Source organism: Nitrosomonas sp. (genome assembly GCF_024282095.1).
Taxonomy (GTDB): domain Bacteria; phylum Pseudomonadota; class Gammaproteobacteria; order Burkholderiales; family Nitrosomonadaceae; genus Nitrosomonas.
This window is the reverse complement of the sequence record NZ_JAMWZS010000010.1, coordinates 13,273-36,142: the sequence shown is the minus strand read 5'-3', so window position 1 is coordinate 36,142 and position 22,870 is coordinate 13,273. Positions and strand designations below refer to the sequence as shown.

The following is a 22,870-nucleotide window of genomic DNA, read 5'->3' as shown; positions in this document are numbered from 1 at the left end:
CGATGATTTCAATTGCAACGGCAGATTTATTAACGGCATGGGAGCGTGGTCTGTCGCAATCGTCAGCTTCGCGGCGTTTACTGATGCTGCTTGCAACGGCGTATCCGGAACTAACGGAGGAGCAATTGCTAAAGGCACCGATTGGCCAGCGCGATGGCTTGGCGCTGCAGTTGCGTGAAGTATTGTTTGGATCGCAGTTAATCAGCGTGGCGATTTGTCCATTTTGTACCGAACAGTTGGAGTTGACTCTGAATGCGAGCGATATTCAGGTAGCGTCGAATAGTTTTTTACAAAAACCGCTGCAATTGCAACTGGAAGGATTTAAATTGGAATTTCGCTTACCGGATAGTCAGGACTTAATGCACATTGAAACCATTAATAGCATCGAAGAAGCCCATAATATATTGATGAGACGTTGTTTATTATCAGTTTCTCATAATGACCAGGCCTGCGATATGAGTCAATTACCCGAAACGGTTTTGCAGAAAATTGAAGCGGCAATGTCAGAAGCGGATCCGCAAGCGGATGTACAACTGGATTTGCATTGTCCTGCATGTCAGCGCAATTGGTTGGCAACTTTTGATATTGCTTCGTTTCTTTGGAGTGAAATCAATACTTGGGCGCAACGCCTATTGAATGAAGTGCATCTATTAGCCAAAGCGTATTGCTGGCGTGAAACAGATATCCTGGCAATGAGTTCAATGCGGCGTCGAATGTATTTGGAGCGGCTTACACAATGAGCGGATACCTAAGTCATCTGGCTGCATTAGCACTTAATCAGTTGCAGCCAATGCAGCCACGTTTGGCGAGTCGATTCGAAGCGCCGCTGAATAAAGACGGAATCGACAATATCCCGCTGGACGTAGCACAGGAATTTCCATTATCCGTACCGTCAATCCAAACGCAACCTTCAATGATCAGTGCTTCAGATCATGCTGTTTCGCACCAAGCAGAAACAGCACCCACGGGTGATCAGATAATCAAAAATACCGGTAAACACGATCAACCTAAAGCTTCAGAACAAACTGTATTGATGACGGAGAAATTAGAACCGCGCACTGATCAGCAAACACTCTTATCAAGTCAGCGCGTTGCTCCGATCAATCAAGAGCAGGCAAGCCGTGTTGCCCAGCCTGTTAATAAACCGGTTGCAGCGGAACTTCACGAGCTCCCTAAAAACCCAAAGCCGGTCGAAAGTACACACACCCATACAGACACTCATACACACACACGGATTGAACGGGTGCAAGCGCATTTTTTTACGGAAACGACCCACAAAGAGTTTGTTATCAAAGCAGCAACACCGCTTGATGGTAGTGAGAAACATGAAAAAACAGGTGAGATGCCGCATGCTGCGGCGGTTAAGCCGGCTCATATCGCAGTGCGGCCTGTACGATTCACCATTGAACCACTTGTAACCGACCAGGCGGGCAATCAACAAATTCCATTTGCGCAATCTGACACCGATGCAACGCCAGCACCAGCACCTACCATTCAAGTCACCATAGGGCGCATCGACATTCGTGCCACCCAGACTGCACAGAAATCAACCGCAAAACCGCGTGCAGCCAGTACTACTATGAGCCTGGACGACTATCTCAAACAGCGTAGTGGGAGACGATCATGAGTGGCCCTCTGGCAATTGCCGCGGTCACGGCTGTGTTGAAGGACATGCTCAATAACGGTTTTATCAATCATGATCTCTCCACAGTGGGTAGTTTTTCCGTCACTGCCTTGCCGCCAGACCGAATTACTACAGGCACGCAAGAGCCGAATCAGCTTAATTTATTTCTTTATCAGGTGACGCCTAATCAAGGCTGGCGAAACGTCGGTTTGCCGTCGCGCGACAGTGGTAGTGAGCGTTTAACCAATCCGCCGTTGGCGCTTGATCTGCATTATCTGATGACTGCCTATGGTTCAGAGGATTTTAATGCTGAAATATTATTTGGTTATGCGATGCAAATTTTGCATGAAACGCCGATAGTGACTCGCAAGGATATTCGTACCGCATTGGGTTCGCCTGCACCGGTTGGATCAGGAATACTGCCCTCGCCATTTGGAAATTTGTCAGCATTGGATCTGGCCGATCAAGTCGAGCAAATCAAAATCACACCGCACTACTTGGCGACAGAAGAACTCTCCAAACTGTGGACTGCGATGCAAGCACGTTATCGCCAGTCGATGGCCTACCAAGTATCGGTAGTGCTTATTCAAAGCACAAAACCTACCAAAACAGCATTGCCGGTGGTCAGTCGTGGCAAAGAAGATCGTGGTGTTGAAGCACTGGCGGATGCTCGGTCTACCTTTCCGTCTCTGGAAAACATACATATTGGTCCAGATGGCGATGCTAAAATTGATCCATTGCCGCGTTCTTATCCTAGTGCGGAGTTGGGTTTGCAATTAATTCTGCAAGGACAGAATCTGGATGGAGACACCGTGCAGGTTAATTTTACGCACACCCGCTTCGCGCAACCAGATCATCCTCAATACTTGCCGCCGATCAATATTGCGGTGACAGATCCGGCAGATCATACTGCAACTCAGATTAAAGTAAAACTTCCGGGACCTGCACAGTGGCGAACAGGTCTGTACACCGTTTCAGTCGCAGTGACCAAGGATGCAAAAATTTACAACAGCAATGAATTGCCGCTGGTGATCGCACCAAAAATTAAGACGATAGCGCCTTCCAATCCTATTGTCCGGGTCGGTGGGGATGTTTCAATCACGATGACATGTGACCCGGAAGTTATAAAAGAACAAAGCGTAACGCTATTGCTGGCGGATCGTGAAATTCCTGCCAATCCACGCACTGGGGATACTAATACGCTGGTGTTTGTTGTCAAAGCAGCACCTGAAGTGACCGATGCACCGATCAGACTCCGTGTGGATGGTACTGACAGCATGCCGTTTGAGCGTCGCTTTGATGCCAATGGAAATCCGCGCCCTCTGGCATTTGCCGATAATCAGAAGGTGACGATCACATGAATAATTATCAGCAATGGTTGCAGAGCAACGATGATTATCTGCGTATCGCCATACGCTGGGTACATTTGCGTCTGGTACGGCAAATCGGGTCAATGGTGCCGGTGAAAGCGGCCATTCCGGAAAAAAAATCCTGGTTCAGCCGTAATAAATCTGAACCATTGCCGCCCGTGACAGATCCAGCGACAAAAGATGCGGCGATCGCTGAAACAGCGAAAAGAATGGTTGCGGCAGAAGCCAGCAATCCGCCGCCGGCATTACTCGTTCTCAGTCAGCAACTTGGATTGACGTGCTTTGAGCGCGATTTACTGCTGCTATGCGTTGCCATGGAGCTCAATAGCAAAACTGCGCTACTGTGCGCGAAAGCACAGAATAACTCCAATAGGCCTTACCCCACATTTGCTTTAGCTGCACAGATATTCGATGAATTTAAGTGGGATGCGCTTTCTGCTGATCGGCCGCTACGCTACTGGCGTTTGCTGGAAATCAATCAACCGGGAGCGGAACCCTTGGCAACCAGTGCATTGCGTGCGGATGAACGCGTTGTTAATTATATCGTTGAACCAAAGCACATTATCGATGACAGGCTAATGCCGTTTATTGCGCCGATCGAAATAACCGATACCGATCAAGAAGCGCTGGCGCCCTCACAACTACGCACAGCAGAAACATTGCGTCATTATCTGGAAATCAATCTCTCCAACTCGGGACAACACCCACTGATCGTTCAATTGATTGGGGCTGATTCATTGGCAAAGCAAGTGATCGCAAGACATACACTTCTCAGCTTCGGTTTGCAGATGTCACGGTTTCCCGTTGAAACATTGCCCATGCAAACTGCCGAAGTGGAAACGCTGTTACGGCTGTGGGCGCGCGAGCGCCAGCTCCTGCCGATCGCTCTTTATCTGGATACCCATGGAATGGATGTACCCGCCGCGCATAGTGCAGCAGCGGTGCAACGTTTAATCAAGGGTTGCGGCGGTATTGTGATCATTGCGACACGTGATATTCGCCCCGACCTCGGCGGCTGGACGCTGGAAATCGGCAGACCCACCGCGATTGAGCAACAAATGGCCTGGCGTGCCGCATTGGGATCAAACGCAAATGATATGGGTGCGCGGCTGGCCGGACAATTTAGCCTGGATCTACCCTCGATTCATCAAATCGCCCGCACCGAGCTTGCCGAAACCGCTGCGCAAAGCAGCAATTTGCCGCAACGTGTCTGGCAAGCCTGTTTGCTTAAAACTACGCCGAATCTGGATCAATTGGCACAACGCATTGAGCCCAAAGCGACCTGGGATCATCTGGTGCTGCCACAGGAAGCTTTGGGCTTGCTACACCAAATTGTCGATCAGGTCGACCAGCGCGGCAAGGTCTATAACGACTGGGGATTTCTCGCCAAAATGAACCGCGGATTGGGACTCAGCGTGTTGTTCGCAGGCGAGAGCGGTACCGGCAAAACCATGGCTGCCGAAGTCATTGCCAATGCTTTGCGGTTGAATCTTTATCGCATCGACCTTTCCTCAGTCGTCAGTAAATATATCGGCGAAACCGAAAAGAATCTGCGCCGCTTGTTTGATGCCGCAGAAGATGGCGGTGCCGTGTTATTTTTTGACGAAGCTGATGCGCTGTTTGGGAAGCGCAGCGAAGTCAAAGACAGCCACGACCGCTATGCCAACATCGAAATCAATTACTTGCTGCAGCGCATAGAAGCGTACCGTGGCCTGGCAATACTGGCCACCAATATGAAAAGTTCACTGGATCAAGCGTTCATGCGGCGACTGCGCTTTATTGTTAATTTCCCGTTTCCGGGTGTGCCAGAACGTAGCCTCATGTGGCAAAAAGTCTTTCCATCCGAAGTGCCTAAGGCAGATGATCTCGATTACGATCGCCTGGCGCGTTTCAACCTGACCGGCGGCAGCATCCAGAACATCGCCTTGAACGCCGCATTTCTTGCCGCAGCAAAAGAAAGCCTGGAATCGAAAGTAACCATGGCGCTCATTCTCGATGCCATTCGTAGCGAATTGCGCAAGCTCGATAAGCCAGTAAATGAAAACGAATTTCGCATCATGGAAGTGGTGGGGGCCAAATCATGAACATCAGTTTGCATATTGAGCGGTTGGTTCTGGACGGCGTCACTATCGCCCCCAATCAGCGCCATTTATTGCAAGCCAGCGTAGAAGCCGAACTCACCCGCCTGCTCACCGATGGAGGACTTGCGCCCAGTCTTACGCATGGAATTGCCTTGCCGAGACTGTCTGCCAGTAGTATGCAATTAACCGGTAATAACCCGGCACAACTCGGCCAGCAAATTGCGCAGTCGGTGTATGGAGGCATTGGCCATGAATAAGACGAATGCTGTTCAACAAACCAGAACGGCCAGTAGCCTGTCGCCTGCGCAAGGCTTACTGCAGCGCCAGTGCGCTTGCGGTAATCACACCGTGGCAGGCGGGGAGTGCGCGGCGTGTGCGGAGAATAAAACAGGTTTGCAGCGAAAACTTAGTATTGGTGCTAGCAATGATCCGCTGGAGCTAGAAGCCGATCGGGTTGCCGATCAGGTTGTCGCGAATAAAGCGTCACCATTATCAGTTTCTGGCCTGGCTTCCGGGCAATTACAACGTGAAGAAGCGCCCAAGGAAAAAACCAATGAAGAGAAATTTCAGGCGGGTTTGGAAAAACTAGGGGAAGCTTTCTTGGAAACCCCCCTTGGGAAGCAACTTCTTGAAAAGATAAAGCAGGATGCTTTGGTTAAAGGGGCAATTACGCTAGGCAAAGACATTATTTCAACATGGCCGGGCAAGATATATACCGGTGAAGCGGCGATTATTACGGTGGCGGCGTTAGCCGCGACGCATAAAGAGTTGCCCGTTCAAATTCCTGAAATACCGCTGGATATTTTGACGCCCGGCCTTAGCGTGAAACTAACCTATAAAGGGCCTGTAGACAAGCCAACTGAGGCCATGGTCACGTTCAAGTTTACTGAGCAGGCGCCAAAGGGTAGCGCGGACAAAGAAACTATAAGTGCAACAGATAAATATCGTGCTGAGACGGCTCGCATGGCTGCCGACCAAGATAAATTCCGGGCAGGTTTGCGTTATCCCCCTGGCTCACCGGAGGATTTGCAGCAAAAGGCAGAACAAGAAGCGATCAAAAAATCAGTTTTGAAATATCCAGGTGGCCCAAATATCGAAGCGACGATTAAAAAATATCCCTGGTTGGCAACGCCCCAATCGAAAAATGACTTACAGCTAACCATGCCCAAACCTACTTTTGGAGCGCAACCGCCATCGTTGTTTGGTGATGAGTTCAAACTTAAACTGCCTGACGAGCAAAAGAAAAAACAAGACGAACCGGCATTACAAAAAAAACTCAGCGTAGGCGCAAGTAATGATCCGCTGGAACAGGAAGCAGATCGGGTGGCCGATCAGGTGATGGCAGTACCACGACATTCAGCAGTCAATACCACGCTGCCACGCATTCAGCGTTTTACTGGACAAGCGAATGAGGGCGCAAATGCTGCGCCTGACAGTGTGGATCGTGTGCTTGCCGGTTCTGCTAGACCGCTCGAACCATTACTACGGCAGGATATGGAGGCCCGGTTTGGGTATGATTTTTCTCAAGTGCGAGTACATACGGGTAGTGCTGCTGAGCAATCGGCTTCGGACGTGAGTGCTAATGCCTACACTGTAGGACACAATATAGTGTTTAGTACTGGCCGTTTTGCTCCGGGGACTTATGAGGGAAGGCGGTTGATTGCCCATGAGCTGACACATGTCGTGCAGCAGAGCAACGCGAATAAAATTGACCAAACTTTGCAGTTGCAATCGCCTAAAGCGTCTAATCGCTGGATTCAGCGCGACACGAACAAGAAAATGTCATCTCTGGAGAAAATCCATAAACTACTCTCCACAAATTTCTTCTGGGATTTTGATCTTGCGGTGACGGATGAGGATGCCCGTGCTGCATTGGATATTTTGGAGAAGATGGAGCCAGAAGAGCTTATTGATACAGTCCTGAAAATGAAACTCTCGGGTGCGTGGACTACACTCTACAAAGAACTTGCTGAATCGGACAGAGTCCGATTTGGTGGGATTCAAATGAAGATAGACCCGAACGTGGGGTATCTGATGCCGAATGATGAAATCCGGCTAGACGGCTGGCTGTCCGAACAGCACGAAAACATTGCCATCCCGCTCAAAGTTAATACTGACGGCGTTCGCCTGTCCATGCTCCCTGAACCGGTTCCTGTCGTCGGACTGATGCCGCAGGAGGCCGTCAATGTGATTGCCAAAGCTCTAACCGCTTCGCCCTCCAATCCTTGGTCGGCACTGAAACTAACGGTGGTAAGTAGAGGAATGCTCTACGGCAACCAACAGGGTCCAGTGCGAGGAGAGATTGGGTTCGACGCTCAGGAAATAAAACCATCTCCCCTGTCCTACACGGCGGAACAGAATAAAAAGCACGATCAGTTTTGGAACTACTACAAAAAGCATGACCAATCTAGTGTGGAAAGTATCGAGACCGGAAATCTGTATCTGTCGCAGATGAAGAAGTCTCTGATCAATTTTGAGAAGCCTGAAGACCTTTGGAAATGGGCGGAGCAGCAGATCGAAAAGCAAAGTGCTCCTAAGCGTGAGTTCCTAAACTGGCGGCGGACGTTCGAGCGGAACTGGGAGGATGCCAAGAAGAATGACCCTGCCAACGAGCCCTACACCCGTGACGTGTACCATCGTTTTATGATCTGGATGGATTCGCATACGGAGGATGACTACAAAAAATACAAAGCCGAAACCATCGCCATGCAGTGCATTGACGCAGCCATGAGCAAGAAGTGGAAGCTGAATGAACTCAAGATTCAAAAGGATATATTGAAGAAGAAGGCGAACGAGTCACCTATTGACGCACCAAAATTTAAGCAAAACCTGAATGAGATTATTACGCTAATTGAAATGGCTATTCTGCGTCCTCACGGGCCGCATATCGCCGAAGACAAAACACACGGAGTTGGGTATCTGATACAGCCCAGCGATGATGAAATCAAGATACGCCGCCTGATCGCGGACTATATGCTAGAAGACTATCTAGGCCAGTCAAAATCCGGCACGGCACCCAATGCTGTGGTGTTCGTAGACGGTTGGTTTCAGGCGCATCCCAAACAGCTTCAGGCGTTTCTGCTGGTACAGACGAAGCCGAATGTAGAAAAATATGACGTTCCCATTGAAATTCCAGCCCACGAAACGGTTATTGAGATTGGTATCGGCTTCATTCCCATTGTCGGGGAGATCGTCGGAACGTATGAAGTGATTGCCGGAGAAGACTTGTTCGGGCGTCCGCTCAGCGCAGAAGAGCGGGCTGTGACGGCCGCTTTGATCCTGCTGCCCGCCGCCGCTAAAATATTCAAACTGGGCAAGGGCGTTGTCACGGCTAGCCGTCTCGCCCGCGATTACCATATGACGCCACGCGAAGCGGATGCTGTCTTGCGAGCCTTCACGGGTATTTCTCCCGGTTCGGCAGGCGAAAAACTGCTGCGTGAAGCCGAAGCCGACCTGAAAGCGGGCAAGGGATTACGGAACCCCGCGCAACTTCGAGAGATCAACAAACTGCTTAGCGAGATGGGAATGACCGAACGAGCCACTGCGGACGCCTTGAAGACACGCCGCGCCAATCCTTTTGCCAACTTGACCGAACAGGAGATAGACAGGGCTTTAGAAGGTATAGAGACACCCGCGCACAAGGGTATTAAAAAGCCCACGATGGCAGGAAAATCCGTTCCCACCAGGCAAATACGTCGTCTGGACATAGACGACCTGTTTCTGCGTCCGGGCGAAACACAGCGTCAGGCACTAGATCGCGTCAATAGCGTCATTGGGCATAAAATCAGCGATACGCCTTTGCGCGATGCCTGGGAAGCCGCCCGCACCAAAGTGTTAGACGGTCGCGACATCAACACCATCACCCGCGAGGAGATGATCGGCAAGGGTGGATTCTACGACAAGGTGCGTGATGCGTTCTGGGACGAAGTGCAGGCCAATGACTCCGCCAAGCACTATCTGAATAACGGAGGATTCGACTTCACGGGAGGCCGCGCTCCGCTATACCAAACATCGGCCACGAACATCGGAGATCAAGAACTGCGTATCTCGCTCGACCATGTGGACGAAAAGGCGATTGGTGAGAACTGGCGCAAAGCCATTAATGCGGATAACCTTCGTATGGAGTTCCAGAACCCGAATAGTTTCCGCGAAAGCATTCAGAAAAAATTTCCTGAATTGCGGCCCACGCCCTCGACTGACGGGATGACAGCGCCCAAGCTATAACGACATTTTCATAAACCAATAGCTAGGTAACGTGCTCTATGCAACAAACAATGAGAAATGTAATGAATTAAAAATCGATAGGGTCAGGTTTGATTGATATGGCTGATTAAGCATCAAGTAGAAATAAGGAATTATTTGTCATTTTAATGGCATTGAAAAGAACATTGATTGGTCGGAAAAAATGATTCTGCGATTTGGGTGTTTATCGAATGGATTAGACAGGCGTGGTTTATGAGTTAAGTAGAATCTTTATATGAATCATTAGATTTTTGAATCAAATAATAAACGTAAGGGAAAATGATGAAGATCAATCAGCATTGGTTAGAAGGAGATAACGTAACACGAAGAGATACACCCAATAAGGGCGGAAGTCTTGATCCGAAATACTTGGTATTTCATTTTACTGCTGGCTGTGGTTGTCAGAGTTCTGTGGATTGGTTGTGTGATCCGCAAGCAAAGGCATCAGTAAGGTAGGGTGGATTTCATGCAACGAATAACGAATGAATTTTTATACAACAATGTTTGATTAAGAATAATTGAAGAAAATAATGACAACTGAAAAAGAGCTACCCTGGTTTCCCTTATACGAGTTCCAGGAATTTGTCTATCAGAGTTTTTTAGTTCTTTCAATACCTGCGGAAATAGCAGCTAATCCGGGTGCCGCTGTTACTGCCAAGAAATGGGCTAAGGGTGATTTTTTACAAGGCTAGGCTTTTAATTCGGGTGGTGAAGGTAAGTACACACTGGGTGCTACTTTGCAATTCAATTCCGGCCCAAGGCTTGATACCTCTGTTAAGGGAGATAAAGGAATAGGACATTCTCCGGGGACTTTCGAAGCCATTGGCACTGGAATAGAGGGGTCCTTTGATATGCATTGTACGGCTGGGTCTTTCCTGAAGAGCCCATTACTAACAATGCTGCTCGAGTTCTCAAGGTAAGTGGTACCGTGCGTGCAGTTCGCGGCACCGATGCAAAACCGGAAACTGAACCCGGCGGCATGCCGCTTGGAACGGTGGGATATTTCACTATCACACGAAAAAGCTAACAAATTAGTTTTTGGATAAAAGGATTAAGAAGTACGGAGATGGCTTGATTGATGGTTACTGATTCAATTGTTAATTAGAGCGATAAAAACAATCAACTAACAAAGGAGCTTGGTTTGAAATGTCCAATCCACTAAGAAAAAGCGATCAAGGGTCGGAAGTCAAGGAACTGCAGACCTTGCTGATGGAAAAAGGTTACTTGACTAATGAAGAGATCAACGGTGTATTCGACCAAGAAACTTATCGTGCAGTGCGCACTTTTCAATCGCAAAACCTGGATAAACACGGACAGCCTTTGGTGGTGGACGGCGTCGTGGGTGACCTTACATGGTGGAGTCTCAAGCATCCGAAACCAATCATTGAAGCACCCAGTGCAGTGGATTATCGGGCCATGCCACCGGCATCAATGGCTGGCAGTGAGCGTGGTCGAGCAGCATTGCAGGTTGCAATTGATGAGCTGAAGGCAGGTGCTGGAGAAGTAGGCGGGAATAATCGAGGACCTTTCGTAAAGAAATATTTGCATGGTTTGGCACCGGAAGGAGAAAAAGGACTTTGGTGTGCTGGCTTTGTCAGTTATTGTTATTCTCAGCATCCGGCGGGAATTCCTTTTAAATATACCGTAGGTGCACGGGATGTGTTGCAGCAATTCAAGAAGAATGGTTGGGCACATCCGCCTGGAAGTGGGTATGTTCCAAAACCTGGCGATATCGTGGTCTGGTGGCGCGAGCAGCTTTCCAGTGGTAAAGGGCATATTGGTTTGGTTCATCAACTGCGTGATGGTTTTTTATATACTATTGAAGGTAATAAGAGCTCCAAAGTGCAAGGCTTTAATTATGTGTTTAGCCGCATGGACAAATTACTCGGATTCGGTCAGGTTCCGGATACCTAAAGGATAACTATGAGTTCATTCCCCAACTCCCCCAAGCTTCTCAAAGGTGGCATCGTGCTGATTGATCCGGTGACTTCGATGATGCAGCGAATAATTGCGCTGCAATACAACCCGGATACGCTGTCACGCACCCTGCAAGTACAAGGTATCGGCGGTGAAAGTGGTGACCGTTCCGAAGTGTTGCGGTTGAAAGGGCCGCCGGTGGAAACCATCAAAGTCGAAGCGGAGGTCGATGCGACTGATCAGCTCGAAATCGCCGATGGCACAGCCACCGAGGTCGGTTTGCATGCCCAGCTGGCGGCGCTGGAAATTATTGTTTACCCCACTAGTGGCCAATTGCAGGCGAATAATGCAATGGCAATGTCCGGAACCTTGGAGATTGCGCCAATGGAATCGCCACTGACAGTGTTTGTCTGGAGTAAGCAGCGGATCATGCCGGTGCGGATCACGGAGTTTTCCATTACCGAAGAAGCATTCGATCCAAGTCTGAATCCGATCCGCGCCAAAATCAGTCTTGGGTTGCGTGTTTTGAGTGTGAATGACGTCGGCTTCGATCACAAAGGCGGTAGCTTATTTATGAGTTATTTACAAAATAAAGAACAACTGGCGTTAAGAAGCAGGAATGGCACGTTTGGCACATTAGGAATCACAGGTTTATAGCAGGAGGTGACCAATGATCGATCCCAATGAAGCATTACAAAGAATGTTGCAATCACCGGGGCTGTCTTTGACGGTGTTCCCACTGACCAGCCGCTATTACGGCATTGAAACAGCGGTGCTTGAAGCCGCTGATGGCGAAAAAATAATTTATCTCAAGCGTCGTTTTGTTCCGCTACCCGAGCGCTTTGAGTTGTTGCAGGAACATGTGGTTACCCAAGGGCAGCGGCTGGATAACATTACGGCCCAGTATCTCGGCGATCCGGAACAGTTCTGGCGCATCTGCGATGCGAATCGCGCCATGCATCCGGAAGAATTGGAAGAAATTGGCAGGCGGTTGCGGATTACGCTGCCCGAGGGCATACCGGGGATTCCCAATGCTTAAAGGTTCGCTTCATCTTACCCTGCTCATGGGGCCGGTTGTTCCGGTGCCGGTGCCAAAAGCTGTCGTGGATGCGCTGACTGATGTCAGTGTAACTACAGCGGTAGGGTCCGCGAGCGGTTTTGAATTGAAGTTCAGTCTGAGTAATGACTCGGTTTTTACAACTATGATGGTGTTGCTGGGACAGATCGGCCCCTTGCTGAGAACTATTTTGGTCGTGGTCGTCAAAGGCATGCCAGAAGTAATCATCGATGGCGTGGTCACTCAACATCAAATCACGCCGGATGTGGAAACAGGCAGATCAATGCTGACTTTGACCGGAAGTGATTTAACGGCAGTAATGGATTTTATTGATTTCACCGGTATTCCTTATCCGGCCATGCCGCCGGAAGCACGTGTGGCATTGATCATAACAAAGTACGCAATGTTTGGTCTTATTCCCGTAGTAATTCCACGCATCATGCTTGAAATACCCAATCCGATGAATCGAATTTCCTCGCATCAAGGTAAGGATCTTGGTTATATTAATCAATTGGCCGAGGATGCGGGGTATACCTTTTTTATTGAACCTGGACCGGCGCCCGGCACAAACTTCGCTTACTGGGGACCGGAATTCAGGATCAGTCCGCCTCAGCCCGCGCTGAACATTAATATGGATGCGCACACCAATGTGGAGTCGCTCAATCTTCGGTTCGATGCCAGTAAGGCGGCACTCCCCTTGGTTTTTATCCAGATTGAGGAACTGAAGGTAACACTCCCGGTGCCGCTGCCTGGTTTTAATCCGCTGGCACCTCCCTTAGGCGTGATACCGCCGATGTCAATTAATGTCGAGCAATTAAAAAATATGGCTCATCTTTCCATTCCTCAGGCCATCATGCGGGGATTAAAACGAGCATCCGATTCGACCAACGAGGCTGTTGTAGCCACTGGTTCACTCAATGTCATGCGGTATGGTCATATTTTGAAATCGCGAAGGTTAGTGGGTGTACGCGGAGCAGGTCAAATCTATGATGGCTTATATTTCGTCAAGAAAGTGACACATAAAATTAAGCGTGGTGAGTATAAGCAAGATTTTGAGTTGACGCGGAATGGAATTATTTCAACGGTACCCAATGTTCCCGTCTGATTCTATAAGGATATTGTAATGGCAACTGAAAAGTTCTTTGGAAAATATCGCGGCATGGTGATCGGTGGGCTGGATCCTGAAGGCCGAGGCCGTATTTTAGTTCAAGTGCCTGATGTGTTGGGAATGGGAATTTCAACATGGGCCATGCCTTGCGTTCCATTTGCAGGATTGCAAATGGGCATGTATGTGGTGCCGCCACCCAATACAGGCGTTTGGGTCGAGTTTGAAAAAGGCGATCCTGATTATCCGATATGGTCAGGATGTTGGTGGGGATCCAGATTGGAAGTTCCGCTTACGGCTCAAACTGCTCCTCCGGCATTACCGATGGTGTTGTTAGAAACTGCACTAAAAAATGGTTTTGTACTAAGTGATACCCCGATACCCGTTGTTCCTCCACTTCCAATTGGGTTACCAGCTGGTGGGATTCTCTTACGAAGCGGTACTTCATATATCCGTATTGATGCGACAGGTATCAGCATATTTGGGCCTAAAGTAACCATCAATGGGGTATCGGTTGTGGATATCAATAGTGCTGCCTTAACGGTACTCGGACCAGGCGCCCCGGTTTAACGCTGAGGAGAATATGACATGCCAGGATTTTTACTAAGCGTATTATCGCAAGTCCAATGTGCGCATGCTGGACAAGCCAAGCCAACAATTCCAAATCCACGGGTACTGGTGATGGGGCAGCCAACGGTTTTGATGACTTCCCCGTACATAGTGGCGGGTTGCGCATTCCCTCCCCCTCCGACTGCAAATGGTCCTTGTGTAACCGCGCAATTTACCACCGGTACTGTTCGAGTGTTATCGAATGGTCAACCTTTACTGGTGCAACTGAGCCTTGCTCTATGCGTACCCACAGGTACCCCGCTCGTGGTCATTGCCACGCAACCCCGTGTAAGCGCTATGTGAGAGAACTATGAATATCGACTTTCCTTTCCACTTCGACCATCTCGGACGTACTGCGACGACTGGTGATGACGATCACATTCGCGACATGATCGAACAGTTTTTATTTACCAACCCCGGTGAACGGGTCAATCGTCCGAGTTTTGGCAGCGGCTTGTTACAACTGGTTTTTGCACCGAATAGCCCTGAACTGGCGGCCACGGTGCAATTCACCGTTCAAGCCGGGTTGCAGCAGTGGTTGGGTGATGTGATCACGGTGGAAATGGTTGAAGTCACCAGTGATGAGACCGCGTTGCAGGTGACTGTCAAGTATCAAGTGCGCCGTTCACAGCAAACACGTGTTGAAACTTTTTCGAGGAGTACATCGTGAGTAGCCTGATTTGCTCGAAAGAAAAACGCCGCATAGAAGTTCGTGAACATTCAGAGCTGTATGGATTGGATTATGTGGAGATCGAATCGGATCAACGTACTTTGATGGTTCACTTTCTGGGTAAAGTGCCCATTTCATTGGATGAGTCCAACGTTATCATTGAAGGTGGTCGACGCATTCAAGGTATTCGAATTATCAAGGTTTCAGTCAACCGCAGTGAGACGGTGGGTTTGGACGATACCATGGAAGTTTCAACCGATGTGAAAGGCGATTTTTCGACCTACACATTGCGCATGGTGGTTCGCGATCAAGCAGGCAAGTATCAAGCGCATCCCTTGTTTGATCCTCATTATGATCGTGTTGCGTTCAGTTTCAAGGCAGATTGCCCCAGTGATCTCGATTGTCAGCAGGAAATAGTGTGCCCACCGGAGCAACGAGAGGAGCCGGTTATCAATTATCTTGCCAAGGATTACGCTAGTTTCCGCCAGTTGATTTTGGATCGGTTGGCGCTGGTGATGCCGGACTGGCGCGAGCGCCATGTGCCGGATCTCGGCATCACGTTGGTGGAAGTGCTTGCGTATGCCGGTGATCATCTTAGTTATTATCAGGATGCGGTCGCAACAGAAGCCTATCTTGATACCGCGCGGCAGCGGGTTTCCGTCCGTCGTCATGCACGATTGGTGGATTATGTATTGCATGAAGGCTGCAATGCCAGGACTTGGGTATGTGTGGAAACGGAAAATGACCTGACGCTTAATAATGACCCGGATAATCCGGATGATACCTATTTCATCACCACATTGGAAAGGATTGCGTCCACCATCCAAAAGGATGAATTAGCCCGCCAGACTACCGGTGGTTACGAAGTTTTTGAACCGATGGCTAAAGGCAAAATCGAACTTTACCAGGATCACCATGAAATTTATTTTTATACCTGGCGTGATCAGGAATGCTGCCTGCCGCGTGGAACAACGACAGCGACATTGATCGGTGAATGGATTGAGCCGGAGCAGCCGGACAAACCGATCGATCCATGCGATGCAACGGTGGAAAAGCATGCGATGTCGCATGTGCTGGCACAAGACAATACGGTCACCGCAAACCATCAAGATTCTTCTGCAGCGACGGCTTCTTGGAAAAGTAAGCAACCAACCAAGCTCCACCTTAAATCCGGTGATGTGCTGATTTTTGAGGAAATCATTGGCCCAAAAACAGACAATAAAGCAGATGCCGATCCCAGACACCGGCACCCTGTAAGGTTAACCGCAGTCAAGCACATGATTGATCCATTGTGTCCCGAACAAAAGTTAACGGAGATTACTTGGGCCGACGAAGATGCCTTGCCATTTTCGCTGTGTCTTTCAGCGATGGGGCCACCGCCGGAATGTACGATGATTGAAAATATCAGTGTGGCGCGAGGCAATCTGATTCTGGTTGATCACGGTCAACGTGAATGCGAAGGTTGGGATCCTGTTTTACCCAAGGAAACTATCGAGGTATGCGACTGCACCGGCTATGTGGCGGAAACTGTCCAGATAACGGAACGGTACCACCCTTATCTAAAGAAAGCGCCACTGACCTTCAGTGAACCGTTGGCACCGAATATCGCGGCATCACAGATGCTGCTTCAAGATGTGCGGCGAGCATTGCCCCAAGTGCAATTAACAACCGGTGATATTGAATGGACTCCGCAACAGGATTTATTGACCAGTAATGGTTCGGATCCACATTTTGTGGTTGAAATGGAAAACGATCAACGCGCACGTTTACGCTTTGGTAATGATGAATTAGGACAGCAGCCGCAGGCCGGTACAAGCTTCCATGCAACGTATCGCGTAGGAAACGGAGCGGCTGGTAATGTAGGCGCAGATTCAATCACTCACCTGGTTACACGAAAGACCATGTTAAGCGGTGGTATCCGTTCGGTTCGAAATCCTTTAGCGGCGAGAGGAGGGATGGCGCCTGAATCATTAGCGGAAGCCAAGCTTTTTGCGCCCTACGCATTTAAGCAGCGGCAGGAAAGAGCCATTACAGCGGACGATTACACCATGATCGTCATGCGCGAATTCAGTCATCGCGTACAGCGTGCTGCGACGACTTTGCGTTGGAATGGCAGTTGGTTTGAGGTGCTGGTGGCTATCGATCCATTGGGTAGAGAGGAAGCTGATCCGGATCTTCTGGAGGAGATTAACAGTAGATTATACCGCTATCGCCGCATTAATCATGATTTGACCGTAGCGGCAGCGCGGCGTGTACCGCTGGATATCGAATTGACCGTGTGTGTATTGCCTAATTATCTGCGTGGCCACATTAAAGCTGAATTATTGGATGTCTTTAGTAACCGCCGGTTAACCGATGGCAAATTGGGTCTGTTTCATGTTGATCGGTTAACTTTTAGCGATGACATTTACCTCAGTACATTAGTGGCGGAAGCACAAAAGATTCAAGGTGTGGAAAGCGTAGTGGTTCAAAAACTGCAACGTTTGTTTGAGCCCACAAACAATGAAATTGAAAACGGTGTGTTACCGCTTGGCCCATTGGAGATTGCCAGACTGGATAATGACCCCAGTTTTCCCGAGAATGGCTTGATCAAGTTTGATATGAGGGGAGGACGATGAATACGGATTGCTGTTGTAAGCCCGGATGCAACGCTGCAGCCTGCGGTTGCTGCGTAGGCATTGAGCCTTTGACGCCGCGACCGACAGCCAATCGACCCGGATTGGCGGCTCTGTCCTACCGCATGGGTACTCACGCGATTTTTCTGGAAACCATGAAAGCGCGCTTGTCGAGTAGCAATTATCTCAAGCTTGCGCGGCTTACCAGTCGCGAAGCCGACGATTTCTCGCTTGCGATCATGGATGCCTGGGCGACCGTTGCCGATGTGCTGACTTTTTATCAAGAACGTATCGTCAATGAAGGTTTTCTACGCACCGCGACCGAACGACGTTCGGTACTGGAATTGGGCCGTTTGGTCGGCTATCAACCGCGCCCTGGCGTCGCATCGAGCGTGTATCTGGCATATACCATCGATGATAACTTCAAAGAAGAAACTATTATTCCCAAGGGTGCTAGGTCACAGAGCATACCGGGACCGGGTGATCTGCCACAATCTTTTGAGATCAGTGAGGATCTGAAAGCGCGAGCGCAATGGAATGATTTGAAGCCAAGGATGACGCAGCCTCAAACTCAGACCACAATTAATAATCCGAAGGGGCCGCGGATTTACCTGAAAGGGATCAGCACAAATCTTAAACCAAATGATCCATTGCTCATCGATTTTGGCCTCATAGATGAAAAAAATGATCAACTAAAGGGGCCCGAACTCTACCAAGTGCAAGCGGTTGAACCAGAACCTGCAGCAAATCGTACACTTGTTATATTACAAACGGCTAAAGAAATTCCTCCTATTACATTTGCTGATCCAGCGATAGTCATTGGAAAACTTGTAGAACAACCTACTGTTCAGGTTTCTAACAGGCTCCGATTGCCAAGAATGCTCAATGAACAATTCGGCTTTAGTAATTTTACCTTTTCTCTTCCTCCTTCTTCTTTCAGTGGAGCTCGTAAAATGGAGAAGGAAGCCAGTAATAATGCAAGTGCAGTGGATAAAATCGAGTTCAGCGCGGTAACAGATACTGCTTATGCCGTAGCGAAGATTTTCTCTCCAAAATTGCAGGACACTCTCGCTACAGCCACAGCAAACGCTAATGTGACGCCTCAAAGTACAATCAAAGTATATGCGTTAGGGGTAAAAGCCGCCTCTTTCGGCCACAACGCACCATTACGCCCTATACGTCTTAATGAGAATACTAAAGTCATGGAATATTCAGAATGGGCGACCGAAAACCCAATAAACCATAACCAACCGATAGCATCTTTTAGTGCAGATTCTACGAGTGGAGTCTCTCCTCTAACAGTTAACTTTTCGAATGAATCAAGTGGCATTATCGAAAGCGTTGTTTGGATGATCGATAACGTAGAGATTTCTCGTAACTGGAACTTAAATCAGCAAGTATTCACCGATGTAAAAACTTACATTGTTACATTAATTGCAACTGGTCCAGGTGGTCAATCAAACTACGAACTCCACATTGAAGTAGAACCGGTTATTAATATTAATTAATTTATAAAAGGTGCTTCGTATGAATCCACACACACCGAATCTTCTTTCTTTAGATGGCGATTACGATATAGCTGCTGACAATTGGGTTGTGATCATTAAACCCGGTCAGGAAGAGATAATTACGAAACCTTCTCAAGTTACACATGCGTCACTCGCAGCATATGGGATTAGTGGTAAGTCTACTCAAATTACGCTTCCTCAAGGAGAGGAATGGATTGTTCCGTCGAATGAGCCATTCAGCACCATACGAGGGACTGTTGTCTATGCTCAGAGTGAAGAACTTGAGCTCGCAGAAGAACCCGTCGAAGAAAATGTCTGTGGCGGTACAGAGCAACTGATTGAGCTCGACGGATTTTATGAAGGACTGGAATCCGGTCGTTGGGTCATTGTCTCCGGCGAGCGTGATATTCCCGGAACCAGTGGTGTTCGATTCAGCGAGCTGGCGATGCTTTCAACTGTCACGCAAAATGTTCAGTTATCAGATGATCAATCCAATTCGCTCGCCGGCGATAAAATACATTCATTTATTAAGCTTGCCGACAAACTTGCTTATTGCTTCAAACGCGACACCGTTACCATCCACGGCAATGTCGTCAAAGCCACTCACGGCGAAACACGCAAAGAAGTGCTAGGTAGCGGTGATGGCGCCAAGGCATTGCAATCATTCGTTCTCAAGCAGCCGCCGTTAACTTATGTCTCTGCTTCCAATTCCACAGGTGTAGACAGTACTTTAAAAGTCTATGTTAATGACATTCAGTGGCACGAAACCAATACCTTGGTCGACCTTCCTTCGAGCGCTCGTAACTTTACTACCAAAACCGACGATGAGGGTAAAACCGCCGTAGTCTTCGGCAATGGCAGTGAGGGGGCACGGCTACCAACCGGTGTCGAAAATATTAAAGCGGAATACCGTAACGGTATCGGCAAAGCCGGTAATGTTAAGGCCGAGCAAATTTCGCTGCTAACAACCCGGCCTTTAGGGGTCAAAGCAGTCATCAATCCATTGCGCGCTTCCGGCGGTGCGGATAAAGAAACTCGGGATCAGGCTCGCAGGAATGTGCCCCTGGCGGTCAAAGCACTCGACCGGCTGGTATCGGTACAGGATTATGAGGACTTTGTTCGTGTTTTCGCAGGAATCGGCAAGGCATGTGCCGTGGAGCTTTCGGATGGTCGCCGGCAATTGGTGCACATCACTATCGCCGGCGCGAATGACATTCCGATTGATCGTGATTCCGACTTATACCGCAACTTGCAGCAAGCGTTGCTGGACTGCGGCGACCCTTATCAAGCCATTGAACTCGAAATCCGTGAGCTTATGCTCATCGTCATCAGTGCTGGTATTTGCATTCTGCCAGACTACCAATGGGAGTCTGTGGTTGACAAAGTGCGTGCCACTTTGTTGGATGCATTCAGCTTTGATCGGCGGGAATTGGGGCAGGATGTGCTGCTGAGCGAGGTGATTAGTGTGATGCAAGCCGTTTCTGGAGTTGCGTATGTCGATGTGAATATATTCGGTGGTCTACCTGAAAAGATTGTTAGAGACGAAAAAGATAAAGAAAGAGAACTGTGCACTCCGACAGATATAGCCAGTATTGTTAAAAAAATGGGTTTTGATGAAAGCGGTAAACTGAAACCACGTCCGGATTCCCGCATCCCAGTGAATTTGGCAAGAACCGGATCAGCGTTGCCGGCACAGCTCGCCTTCATAACACCCGAGGTCCCTGAAACCCTGATTCTGAATCAAATAAGCTGAGGTTATCATGAACACAAATCCAGACCGGCTTTACGAATTACTCCCCGCTATCTATCGCATTCGCGATGCGGAACAGGGTGAACCGCTCAAAGCCTTGCTGCAGGTGATTAGTGAACAGGTTAATCTGGTCGAAGCTGATATCGCCCAACTGTATGAAAATTGGTTTATCGAGACTTGCGAAGATTGGGTGGTACCGTATATCGCGGATTTGATAGGTTATCAGCTCATACACGAAGCCGGTGAACCAGCGGATATAAAAACAAAGCATGGTCAATTACGTAACAAAATATTGATCCCGCGGCGAGAGGTCGCCAATACTATTCGGTATCGCAAGCGTAAGGGTACGTTGGCTTTGCTGGAATTATTGGCAAACGATATGACAGGATGGCCTGCACGTGCGGTTGAATTTTATCAATTGCTTGGCTGGACTCAATCGTTGAATCACTTACATTTGGAGCGTGGGCAAACAGTCAATCTGCGTAATCATCATCGGTTAGAAATGTTGGGTAGTCCTTTCGATGAATCGGCGCGTACGGTGGATGTGCGCAGAATCAATTCCAACCTGACAGTTGGTTGCCATAATATTCCGAGTGTCGGTGTATTTGTCTGGCGACTTAAGCATTATTCGGTTACGCAAACACAAGCTTATTGCGTGGAAGGGAAATCCCCCCATTGTTTTACATTCAATGTATTAGGTAATGACACTCCGCTTTTTATCAACCCGGAGCCTGAAACAGATCCTACTCATATCGCTGATGAATTTAATCTTCCTGTGCCGATGCGTCGCAGTGTCCTTGCAAAACATACAGATCAACTCTATGGCAATGGAAAGGACAGCAGTTTTTATATCTGGATTGGGGTTAAACGCGGCAAATCGAATGATATAAAACTTGAACCCTTGCATTACAAAATAATTCCAGCAGATTTAAGCGGATGGCAGTATCTTCCAAGCCGTAACTCGGTAGCCATCGATTCTGTGCTAGGACGCATTGCCTTTTCGCCTCAGCAAATACCTAGAAACGGTGTGTGGGTTAGCTATCACTATGGTTTTGGCGCAGATATCGGTGGTGGTGAGTATGACCGTCAATTGCTCCAGCATGTCGATACGAAAGTTTATCGTGTTAACCAAGCTGCAGGCCCATATAAAACGATTGCTGAAGCTATCCAGCAATGGGAAGAAGCGAAGCCGGCGCATGCGATTATTGAGATTGGCGATAGTCGTGTGTATGTCGAGCCGATCAAAATTGAGTTCGCTGAAGGTCATCAGAGCCTCCAATTACGGGCAGCCAATGAAAAACGTCCGGTAATTCGATTGCTGGACTGGCAAACCAATCAACCTGATGCTTTAACGATTATCGGCAAATCAGGCGAGCATTTTTCTCTGGATGGTGTCATGGTAACGGGTCGAGGGATTCAATTAAGCGATAATCTGAAACAAGTCACTATTCGCCACTCCACGTTGGTTCCGGGCTGGAGTTTGGATTGTGACTGCCAACCCGAGTGCCCCACTGAGCCATCGCTTGAAATTTTTAGTCCGAATGCTTGTGTTGTCATTGAACACAGTATTCTCGGTTCAATTCAGATCAATCCGACTGTGCCGGAATCGCATGAAGATCCGGAGTCATATTCAGAAATACCAGAAGAGGACGAGCAGGAAAATCACAGTGAAGCGCATGAAGTTCAGAGTGCACGGTGTGAAGGTGTGGAAATAGCCATCCAACTTGATCCAATCCGGTTATGTATCAGCGACAGTATTGTCGATGCAACAAGTTGCGATCAGGAAGCGATCGGCGGTCCAGGTTGCCCGGTTGGATATGCGGTTCTGACAATGATGCGCAGTACGGTGTTTGGTCAGGTGCAAGTACATGCGATTGAATTAGGTGAGAATTGCATTTTTGAAGGGCTTGTTACCGTTGCGCGGCGACAATACGGTTGCATGCGATTTAGTTATGTGACGCCGGATTCGCGCACACCACCACGCTATATGTGCCAGCCCGATCTAGCGGAGCATCAGGTTGAAGAAAATCTTCGCAAATACGCAAAAAATCCACTAACTACCAGCGAAATCAAGACAGCGCAATCCTGTGAGCGAATTCGTGTTAAGCCGCTGTTCGATAGCGTGCATTATGGTATGCCGACATATTGCCAATTGGCATTGAATTGCGCGCAAGAGATTAAACGCGGCGCGGATGATGAATCGGAGATGGGTGTTTTTCATCACCTATTTCAGCCACAGCGCGAGGCGAATTTGCGTATCCGTTTGGATGAGTATGTGCCTGCAGGGTCGGATGTCAGTATTATTTTTGCCAGCTAAATCAG

19 protein-coding genes are annotated in these 22,870 nt (G+C 48.6%); all 19 read left to right on the top strand.

From position 1 onward, the window contains the following. The first annotated feature begins 2 nt into the window (after nt 1–2). The 19 genes from Q0K92_RS04655 to Q0K92_RS04565 all read left to right on the top strand — a co-directional run bounded on the left by Q0K92_RS04655 (nt 3) and on the right by Q0K92_RS04565 (nt 22,865). Nucleotides 3–740, top strand: coding sequence for a hypothetical protein (locus Q0K92_RS04655; RefSeq protein ID WP_297324644.1), 738 nt, complete (start codon nt 3–5; stop codon nt 738–740). Further along, nucleotides 737–1,627: a hypothetical protein gene (locus Q0K92_RS04650; RefSeq protein WP_297324643.1), complete on the top strand. Its 891-nt coding sequence runs from the start codon at nt 737–739 to the stop codon at nt 1,625–1,627. The genes Q0K92_RS04655 and Q0K92_RS04650 overlap by 4 nt, the downstream gene beginning before the upstream one ends. Then, the gene (locus Q0K92_RS04645; protein WP_297324642.1) at nt 1,624–2,985 is read left to right on the top strand and encodes a DUF4255 domain-containing protein; all 1,362 of its coding nucleotides are present in this window, start codon (nt 1,624–1,626) and stop codon (nt 2,983–2,985) included. The genes Q0K92_RS04650 and Q0K92_RS04645 overlap by 4 nt, the downstream gene beginning before the upstream one ends. Then, the gene (locus Q0K92_RS04640) at nt 2,982–5,078 is read left to right on the top strand and encodes an ATP-binding protein (RefSeq protein ID WP_297324641.1); all 2,097 of its coding nucleotides are present in this window, start codon (nt 2,982–2,984) and stop codon (nt 5,076–5,078) included. The genes Q0K92_RS04645 and Q0K92_RS04640 overlap by 4 nt, the downstream gene beginning before the upstream one ends. Beyond that, the gene (locus Q0K92_RS04635) at nt 5,075–5,332 is read left to right on the top strand and encodes a hypothetical protein (protein ID WP_297324640.1); all 258 of its coding nucleotides are present in this window, start codon (nt 5,075–5,077) and stop codon (nt 5,330–5,332) included. Before Q0K92_RS04640 ends, Q0K92_RS04635 begins: the two co-directional genes overlap by 4 nt. Further along, nucleotides 5,325–9,299, top strand: coding sequence for a DUF4157 domain-containing protein (locus Q0K92_RS04630; protein WP_297324639.1), 3,975 nt, complete (start codon nt 5,325–5,327; stop codon nt 9,297–9,299). Before Q0K92_RS04635 ends, Q0K92_RS04630 begins: the two co-directional genes overlap by 8 nt. A 548-nt stretch (nt 9,300–9,847) precedes the next feature. Continuing rightward, nucleotides 9,848–10,009, top strand: a complete 162-nt coding sequence (locus tag Q0K92_RS04625) for a hypothetical protein (protein ID WP_297324638.1) — start codon at nt 9,848–9,850, stop codon at nt 10,007–10,009. Between the two features lie 164 nt (nt 10,010–10,173). After that, a complete protein-coding gene (locus tag Q0K92_RS04620) occupies nt 10,174–10,344 on the top strand; it encodes a hypothetical protein (RefSeq protein WP_297324637.1) in 171 nt (56 codons plus the stop codon). Nucleotides 10,345–10,463: 119 nt separating this feature from the next. After that, nucleotides 10,464–11,231 carry a peptidoglycan-binding protein gene (locus Q0K92_RS04615; RefSeq protein WP_297324636.1) on the top strand — a complete coding sequence of 256 codons (768 nt, stop codon included), beginning with the start codon at nt 10,464–10,466 and terminating at the stop codon, nt 11,229–11,231. A 9-nt stretch (nt 11,232–11,240) separates the two neighbouring features. After that, the gene (locus tag Q0K92_RS04610; protein WP_297324635.1) at nt 11,241–11,891 is read left to right on the top strand and encodes a hypothetical protein; all 651 of its coding nucleotides are present in this window, start codon (nt 11,241–11,243) and stop codon (nt 11,889–11,891) included. 13 nt (nt 11,892–11,904) lie between these two features. Beyond that, nucleotides 11,905–12,273 (top strand): LysM domain-containing protein, encoded by a 369-nt coding sequence (locus tag Q0K92_RS04605; RefSeq protein WP_297324634.1) that lies wholly within the window; start codon nt 11,905–11,907, stop codon nt 12,271–12,273. Next, a complete protein-coding gene (locus tag Q0K92_RS04600) occupies nt 12,266–13,396 on the top strand; it encodes a hypothetical protein (protein ID WP_297324633.1) in 1,131 nt (376 codons plus the stop codon). Before Q0K92_RS04605 ends, Q0K92_RS04600 begins: the two co-directional genes overlap by 8 nt. Nucleotides 13,397–13,414: 18 nt before the next feature. Then, entirely contained in the window at nt 13,415–13,966 is a 552-nt protein-coding gene (locus Q0K92_RS04595) for a phage baseplate assembly protein V (protein ID WP_297324632.1), read from the top strand. Between the two features lie 18 nt (nt 13,967–13,984). Further along, nucleotides 13,985–14,308: a hypothetical protein gene (locus Q0K92_RS04590; RefSeq protein ID WP_297324631.1), complete on the top strand. Its 324-nt coding sequence runs from the start codon at nt 13,985–13,987 to the stop codon at nt 14,306–14,308. Between the two features lie 7 nt (nt 14,309–14,315). Then, a complete protein-coding gene (locus Q0K92_RS04585) occupies nt 14,316–14,675 on the top strand; it encodes a GPW/gp25 family protein (protein WP_297324630.1) in 360 nt (119 codons plus the stop codon). Beyond that, nucleotides 14,672–17,293: a putative baseplate assembly protein gene (locus tag Q0K92_RS04580; protein WP_297324629.1), complete on the top strand. Its 2,622-nt coding sequence runs from the start codon at nt 14,672–14,674 to the stop codon at nt 17,291–17,293. The genes Q0K92_RS04585 and Q0K92_RS04580 overlap by 4 nt, the downstream gene beginning before the upstream one ends. Before the next feature lie 152 nt (nt 17,294–17,445). Further along, nucleotides 17,446–18,798: a hypothetical protein gene (locus Q0K92_RS04575; protein WP_297324628.1), complete on the top strand. Its 1,353-nt coding sequence runs from the start codon at nt 17,446–17,448 to the stop codon at nt 18,796–18,798. Nucleotides 18,799–18,817: 19 nt separating this feature from the next. Next, the gene (locus tag Q0K92_RS04570; RefSeq protein WP_297324627.1) at nt 18,818–20,551 is read left to right on the top strand and encodes a putative baseplate assembly protein; all 1,734 of its coding nucleotides are present in this window, start codon (nt 18,818–18,820) and stop codon (nt 20,549–20,551) included. Between the two features lie 7 nt (nt 20,552–20,558). After that, nucleotides 20,559–22,865, top strand: coding sequence for a hypothetical protein (locus Q0K92_RS04565; protein ID WP_297324626.1), 2,307 nt, complete (start codon nt 20,559–20,561; stop codon nt 22,863–22,865). Nucleotides 22,866–22,870 lie beyond the last annotated feature (5 nt).

Coding starts and splice junctions, on each gene's coding strand:
- Q0K92_RS04655 (WP_297324644.1), top strand. CDS start 3: ATGATTTCAATTGCAACGGCAGATTTATTAACGGCATGGGAGCGTGGT.
- Q0K92_RS04650 (WP_297324643.1), top strand. CDS start 737: ATGAGCGGATACCTAAGTCATCTGGCTGCATTAGCACTTAATCAGTTG.
- Q0K92_RS04645 (WP_297324642.1), top strand. CDS start 1,624: ATGAGTGGCCCTCTGGCAATTGCCGCGGTCACGGCTGTGTTGAAGGAC.
- Q0K92_RS04640 (WP_297324641.1), top strand. CDS start 2,982: ATGAATAATTATCAGCAATGGTTGCAGAGCAACGATGATTATCTGCGT.
- Q0K92_RS04635 (WP_297324640.1), top strand. CDS start 5,075: ATGAACATCAGTTTGCATATTGAGCGGTTGGTTCTGGACGGCGTCACT.
- Q0K92_RS04630 (WP_297324639.1), top strand. CDS start 5,325: ATGAATAAGACGAATGCTGTTCAACAAACCAGAACGGCCAGTAGCCTG.
- Q0K92_RS04625 (WP_297324638.1), top strand. CDS start 9,848: ATGACAACTGAAAAAGAGCTACCCTGGTTTCCCTTATACGAGTTCCAG.
- Q0K92_RS04615 (WP_297324636.1), top strand. CDS start 10,464: ATGTCCAATCCACTAAGAAAAAGCGATCAAGGGTCGGAAGTCAAGGAA.
- Q0K92_RS04610 (WP_297324635.1), top strand. CDS start 11,241: ATGAGTTCATTCCCCAACTCCCCCAAGCTTCTCAAAGGTGGCATCGTG.
- Q0K92_RS04605 (WP_297324634.1), top strand. CDS start 11,905: ATGATCGATCCCAATGAAGCATTACAAAGAATGTTGCAATCACCGGGG.
- Q0K92_RS04600 (WP_297324633.1), top strand. CDS start 12,266: ATGCTTAAAGGTTCGCTTCATCTTACCCTGCTCATGGGGCCGGTTGTT.
- Q0K92_RS04595 (WP_297324632.1), top strand. CDS start 13,415: ATGGCAACTGAAAAGTTCTTTGGAAAATATCGCGGCATGGTGATCGGT.
- Q0K92_RS04590 (WP_297324631.1), top strand. CDS start 13,985: ATGCCAGGATTTTTACTAAGCGTATTATCGCAAGTCCAATGTGCGCAT.
- Q0K92_RS04585 (WP_297324630.1), top strand. CDS start 14,316: ATGAATATCGACTTTCCTTTCCACTTCGACCATCTCGGACGTACTGCG.
- Q0K92_RS04575 (WP_297324628.1), top strand. CDS start 17,446: ATGAAAGCGCGCTTGTCGAGTAGCAATTATCTCAAGCTTGCGCGGCTT.
- Q0K92_RS04570 (WP_297324627.1), top strand. CDS start 18,818: ATGAATCCACACACACCGAATCTTCTTTCTTTAGATGGCGATTACGAT.
- Q0K92_RS04565 (WP_297324626.1), top strand. CDS start 20,559: ATGAACACAAATCCAGACCGGCTTTACGAATTACTCCCCGCTATCTAT.